At 66.6% G+C, this 5810-nt stretch carries 4 protein-coding genes; 2 read left to right on the top strand and 2 right to left on the bottom strand.

Going from position 1 to position 5810, the window contains the following annotated elements:
* Positions 1-150: 150 nt before the first annotated feature.
* Positions 151-1893 (bottom strand): CocE/NonD family hydrolase, encoded by a 1743-nt coding sequence (locus ACFVW8_RS37790; protein ID WP_389698345.1) that lies wholly within the window; start codon positions 1891-1893, stop codon positions 151-153.
* Between the two features lie 118 nt (positions 1894-2011).
* Here ACFVW8_RS37790 and ACFVW8_RS37785 point away from each other — a divergent pair, with 118 nt between their 5' ends.
* Positions 2012-2659 carry a TetR family transcriptional regulator gene (locus ACFVW8_RS37785; RefSeq protein ID WP_389698343.1) on the top strand — a complete coding sequence of 216 codons (648 nt, stop codon included), beginning with the start codon at positions 2012-2014 and terminating at the stop codon, positions 2657-2659.
* Positions 2660-2925: 266 nt separating this feature from the next.
* Here the strand turns inward: ACFVW8_RS37785 and ACFVW8_RS37780 are convergent, their stop codons facing one another.
* A complete protein-coding gene (locus ACFVW8_RS37780) occupies positions 2926-4197 on the bottom strand; it encodes an acyl-CoA dehydrogenase family protein (protein ID WP_389698341.1) in 1272 nt (423 codons plus the stop codon).
* Positions 4198-5139: 942 nt separating this feature from the next.
* On the opposite strand from ACFVW8_RS37780, the gene ACFVW8_RS37775 reads away from it, so the two are divergent.
* Positions 5140-5661 (top strand): nuclear transport factor 2 family protein, encoded by a 522-nt coding sequence (locus tag ACFVW8_RS37775; protein WP_389698339.1) that lies wholly within the window; start codon positions 5140-5142, stop codon positions 5659-5661.
* Positions 5662-5810: the final 149 nt, after the last annotated feature.

Here is a 5810-nt window from a genome sequence, read left to right as displayed (position 1 = left end):
GATTAACAAGGGGGGGAAGTCATGCCGAGCCCGGAGGCCGGGAGCCCCGTTGCGGGGCCACCAAAAAGGTAATGGGGGGGGCATGCGGTCCGGGTGGGGCCGTCCGCCGGGGCGGTCCGCCCCACCCGGAGGTGGGGCAGACCGTCTTGGTCACGCGGGCTTGACCGGAAGCTGCACGTACGAGGCGCGGTTGCCCCCGGTGTGGATGATGTGCCGTCCGCCGAATTCGGTGGTGTACTCGCGGATTCCAGGCATCATCGTGCCCAGGAGCGACCGACTGCTGATGACGAGACGGAGCTGCTCGCCCGGGTAGAAGGTGAGCCCGACCGGGAGCAGGTCGATCTCGACGTCGACGACCTCGCCGGGTGAGAGCTTCTCGACCTGGTCGAAGCTGTGGGCGGGAATGTCCTCCGTGGACAGCCTCTCGTCCAGACGGCGCATCGAGACGCGTAGACGCCCGTCCGCCCCCTTGTACCGAAGGATCGAAGCGCCTCGCTCCGTCACGTCCTGGATCATCGCGCCCTGGTTGAGCACGGTGAACTGCTGCAGGGGCGTGCCATATGCGTCGAGCTTCTGTACGAGGAGGAACAGATCCATGTCGTCCGCGCCTTCGGCCTCGACCCACAGGCGCGCCTTCGGGTAGCCCACCAGAACGGTCTCCTGGTCGAAGCGCGTCATGAAGGACACCGTGTCCGGGTTGGCGTCGACCGCGTAACCCGCCGTCGCGCCGGTGTCGGGTGCTGCGGTCCCCAGCGTCCGCGAGCGGCCGTCGAGGTAGTACTTCACCGGTGTGACGTCCGCCGGCGGGAACTCGTCCGCCGGGATGTTCACCCGGTCGCCGCCCTGAAGATCCAGGAGGGAGTAGCGCACACGTGGCGTCTGCTCCCAGCCGTTGTCCTCATCCTTGAGGAAGCGGTCGAAGAACCGGCGCAGATCCTCTACGTTCGCCTCGTCGTAGTAGTCCGGCCATTCCTGGCTGTTGTGGACGCGCAGCCACTTCTGCTCGGACTCCATCCGCCGCCAGGCACGGAAGGTGCCCGCGGTGTGCAGCGTGTTGGAGTAGCTCGCGACGACGTACGCGGGCACGTTGATCCGGCCGAAGAGCGGGATCTTGTTCTCCCACAAGTCGTTCACCAGCGGATAGCGGTCGGCCTCGGCGAGGATGTCCTCCTTCTGGCCGTTGCCGTAGTAGCTGTTGTCCTGAAGCTGCCGGGCGAATCCGGTGTCGGGGATGCCGCCGCGCATCACCAGGTCGCGGTAGACGTCGCTGACGCCCTCCCACGGGTTGATCGCCGCAAGGTGCGGGGGCTGTTCGGCCGCGGTGAACCACTGCGACACCGCGAGGTAGGACGTGCCGCTCATGGCGACCTTGCCCGTGCACCAGTCCTGGACGCCGAGCCACTCGACCAGGTCGTAGCAGTCGCGTCCTTCCTGCCGGTCCCACACGACGCTGTCGCCTTCGCAGTTGGCCACGCCCCGGATGTCCGGGTTGCAAATGGCATAGCCCTGCGCACACCAGTACGCGGGGTCGGGGCCCTCGAACTTCTCCAGACCCGACACGATCCCGTTGTCCAGCCCCACCATGCCGAAGATGCCCATCACGCTGGCGGACGATCCCTGGCCCTTCCCGTACGGGCTCCACGCCACGATGACCGGCACCCGCTCAGCGCCGACGGGACGGAAGACGTCGACGTGGATCGTGGTGCCGTCACGCAGTGTGACCGGTACGTCCTTGTCCAGCACGATATCGAGGGGGAGCGGTTTGAACGGCGGGGCGATCTGAAAGCCCGCCTCCAGCGTTCGGGTGCCGGGCTCGTAGCCGCTCAGCACTCCGTAACGGCCACCCGGCTCCAGCGGCTGAGAGGGCGTGAACACCTTCTGGACATCACTCATGGTGAACTCCTCGCATCTCTGCGTCCGTGGACCGGCTCTGTCCACGATGTGAGCGTACGTTCGCCGGCGCAAGATCTCAACAACGGTTGAGATCATGGTCCGGGGGTAGTTTTGGCACATGACCGCGCACACGACTCCTGCCGCCACCGCCCGTCTCGGACGCCGGCCGGGAACGAACACGACGCGGCAGGCGATCCTCGCCGCGGCCCGCGCCCGGTTCGCAGCCGATGGCTTCACCGCGACCACGATCCGGCGGGTCGCGTCCGACGCAGGCGTGGACGCGTCGCTGGTGATGCAGTTCTTCCGGTCGAAGAACGAGCTGTTCGCCGCCGTCATGTCCGTTCCCGCTGACGCGTTGACACGCTTCAGCGCCGCTTTCGAGGGCGCGGAGGACGGCCTCGGAGAACGTGTCGTCCGCGCCTTCCTCGAGGTGTGGGAGGAGGATGTCCGGAGCTCGGAGCCGCTCATGGCGATACTCCGGGGCGCCATCGCCAACGAGCAGGCGAACGAGCAGTTGCGCGGCTTCCTCCAGGATCGCCTGCTCGTTGATGCTCTCGCGTCGCGCTCCGCCGACGACGACTTGGCGCTCCGGGTGGGGGTGGTGTCGTCGATGCTCGTCGGGCTCGTGGTCGGGCGGGGTGTTGTCGGTGTCCCCACTCTCACCGGGGCAGAGCGTGAGCAGCTGATCGCGCTCGTCGGGCCCGCCGTGCAGAGCGTGCTCGTGCCGATGCGGGCGGACGGCCGCGGCACGGAGGCCGCCCGATGACGGCGATCGACGGTCGCATCCATGTCGACGGGCGCACCGCCCAGTGCCCGCCGGATCTGGAGGACGCCGCCGATGACTAGGAGCGGTCGGGCGACGGTTGCCGGCATGCTCCGAGGTTCCGTCTGCGCGCGAGTCCAGTGCGGGCGGCCGGCGGAAGCAGGCGGCCCTGTTGCCGCCACCGGCTCCCGCGCTTCGTTGCCGCTGTGGCAGTCACGTGTTCCCGGCCATCGCCCGGACCTGCGGGCTGGGCCGCCCTTGCCCGAACCTCAGCCGGCCTTGCTCGGAGCAACCGGCGTGAAGCGGTCCAAGGTGGTGATCCCCTCGAACTTGTGCGGCTGGGCTCCGGCCATCAGCCTTCCGTAGTTCTCGGAGAGGGCTTCGAGGTTGAGGGCTCCGTGCAACGTGATGACGCGGGCGTCACGCCAAGCCCGCTGAATGGGTTCACTTTCCATGATCGCGGTCGATCCGGAGTTCCGCTGGAGCAGCTCGATCGCCTCCGCGCACCATTTGGCCGCGTAGGCCGTCTCGGCGAGGACGCGCGCACTGAACATCTGCATGTACTCCGGGTCGGCCGGCGTTCCGGCGGCAGCGAGTGCTCCGAGCCGATCGGTCTCCTCGGCGTTGGCGCGCGTGATCAACGTCGCCGACCGGATCTTGGAGTGAACCTCTGTGAGCATCAGGTGCGTGAGAGGTGCTTCCAGCTGGTTCTTGTACGTGGTGCCGCGGATGGGCCGGCCGGCGGAGCGCTCGAGGAACCTGTCCAGCACACCTTGCGCGAGGCCGATCGACATCCCTGCCATGAGACTGAAGGCCCAGCCGAGCGAGGGCGCCTTCCAGATCGAACCTTGGAGGCCGCTGTCGAGAGCTCCGCCGACTATGTGACGGAAATCGACGCAACGATGCTCCGGAACGAACAGCTGGTCCGCTGCGAGTGTGAGGGAGACGCTGCCAGTGGCGCGCATCCCGGCGACCTGCCAGTCGTCGAGGAACCGGAGTTCGTCGCGGGGGACCTGAACGCCCACCAAGTAGGGGCCGTCGCCGGTATCGGCGATGCAGCCCAGGTTGGTGAACGGGGCCCAGAGCGAGTCGCTGGCGAACGTCCAGGGTCCGCCGGAGATGGTCCAGCCGCCCTCCACCCGCTTCGCGCGTCCCCTGGAGGCCGGGAAGTGGCTCGAGGCCGCGACCCGCGGGCCGACCCACGCAGGACCGTAGACCTCCTCGACGACACGAGCCCCCGAACCGGCGGGAATCCAGTTCGTCGAGGCGCCCACCCATACGGTCCACCCGCACGAGCCATCCCACTTGGAAACCTCTGCAACGACGTCCAACTGCTGCCGCACCGTCAACTCGTAGCCGCCGAACTCTGCGGGACTGCCGATATCGAACGCGCCGGTGGCATCCAGGTCGGTGATGGTCTCGTCGGGAAGCCTGCCTGCGCGTTCTGCGGCGAGCGCGCGTTTGCGCAGGTCCGGCCCGAGGGCCCGGACCTTCTCGAGGATCGCCGTCAGCCTCTCGGACGTGTCGTGCGTCGCAACCATCGTCGCTATCTCCTGTGCTCGGTTCTTGCGGTGGTGACTCGGCCGTGCACCTACGGCGTGAACTCTCAGCCCTTGTGCAGTTGAGGGGCGGACGGGCCGACGCCAGCGGGGGGCCAGCAGGCCGGCGGCTTCCGGCCTGCGTCATGCGGATGAGCGATCAGCCGGCCACGGTTTCGGCACGTGCATCAGGTGCCTCACGCGGCCGGACAGGTGTCGAGGGCGGAGCGAGAGGCGCTGATCGTGGCCGGTGCCGCGGCGAATCGTGACCCGGTTGCTATCGAGGGCAACGCCCGGACGTGCCACCGCTCGCCGGCCGGTTGAACGGTGCGGCCTGATTTGAACGGTAGAAGCCACCACCAGAAAGTGTCAACATTTATGTCAGTCTCATTCTCGGCCATGAGTCGCGCACTGACGGTGATCGGAGGGTCGGCCTCGCTCGTCCCCGGCTCTGGAATCCCGCGTCGAGGTCGATGATCCCTGGTGTCTAGGTGTGTGGAGTCGAGCTCTATCGCCGTGGAGCGTTGCATTCCCTCCTGGTCGCCCCCGTGTGGGGTGAGCGGTTGCGTAACCCGCAGGATGTGAAGTGTTGACAGTTTCTCCACGGCTCCTGATGATGGTGCCAACGTCCGCCATACGCTCCGTCGGCCTGGCGCCGGCGTCGGATGTGGCGGAAGACAGCTCGGATGCCGTACCGGCGAGCCAACGAGCCACAGGGACTTCGCTTGGTGATCGACTCCGGCCCGTACCTCATGCGATGAGCTCCCTGTGATCGAGGGCGGGTGGTCGAGACTGTGCCTCCCCAGCACGGGAGGCGGGGTGCACTCCCCGCGAAGTGCCCCACGCTCCGACGCTGTCTGGACCGGCCTGATCGCAATAGGCGAGTGCTTTACGGCGGGCATCGAGAGTGACCCGTTGGTGACACGAAGGATGAGGAGCGCAACAATGGTTGAGCACGACAAGGCCGCCATCATCGAAACCCTGAATCTCTACGGCTTCGCACTCGACGCCCACCAGTGGGACCTGTTCGACCGGGTCTTCACGGAGGATGTGACGGCGGAATTCGGTCCGGCCGGAAATGCCTGGCAGGGGCTCGCCACGTTCAAGCGCTCCTTCGCCGAGTTCCATGAGGGTCTGGACGGTCATCAGCACACGATGATGGGTCATTTGGTGCATGTGGACGGCGATAAGGCACACGCGTTCAGTTACGGCAACTGGCTCCTGGTGCGCGAAGCGGCCGACGGTGGCCCGACGTGGCAGGGAACGGGCTGGTATGACGACGAACTGGTCCGAACCGAACAGGGTTGGCTGATTCAGCACCGCGTCTGCCGGCTGATGTCCTGGACCGGTAACCCCTCGGTGCCTGAGCCGAACGCCGAACACCACCCCGACATGAAGACGAATGTGCTGCGCCAGCACATCGCGGCGGGAAGGGTCGGCTTCCTCGAGGCGATCCAGGGCAAGTAGGCGATCACCGCGCGCGGCGGGCGGCGGGGGGGCTAGGGGGCCGACCCGCCCCCCAACAGAAAACATAAGATCAGGGCCCTAAAAAATTATATGACAGACAAATTTTTTAAAAACATCCAGGCTTATAAGATGAAAAAAAACAAACAAAA

This window comes from Streptomyces sp. NPDC058221, assembly GCF_042882365.1.
Taxonomy (GTDB): domain Bacteria; phylum Actinomycetota; class Actinomycetes; order Streptomycetales; family Streptomycetaceae; genus Streptomyces.
This window is presented reverse-complemented; position numbering and strand designations above follow the sequence as displayed.

Bases quoted from the DNA above. Each gene is read 5' to 3' on its own strand.
- ACFVW8_RS37790 (WP_389698345.1), bottom strand. From the start codon at position 1,893: ATGAGTGATGTCCAGAAGGTGTTCACGCCCTCTCAGCCGCTGGAGCCG.
- ACFVW8_RS37785 (WP_389698343.1), top strand. From the start codon at position 2,012: ATGACCGCGCACACGACTCCTGCCGCCACCGCCCGTCTCGGACGCCGG.
- ACFVW8_RS37780 (WP_389698341.1), bottom strand. From the start codon at position 4,197: ATGGTTGCGACGCACGACACGTCCGAGAGGCTGACGGCGATCCTCGAG.
- ACFVW8_RS37775 (WP_389698339.1), top strand. From the start codon at position 5,140: ATGGTTGAGCACGACAAGGCCGCCATCATCGAAACCCTGAATCTCTAC.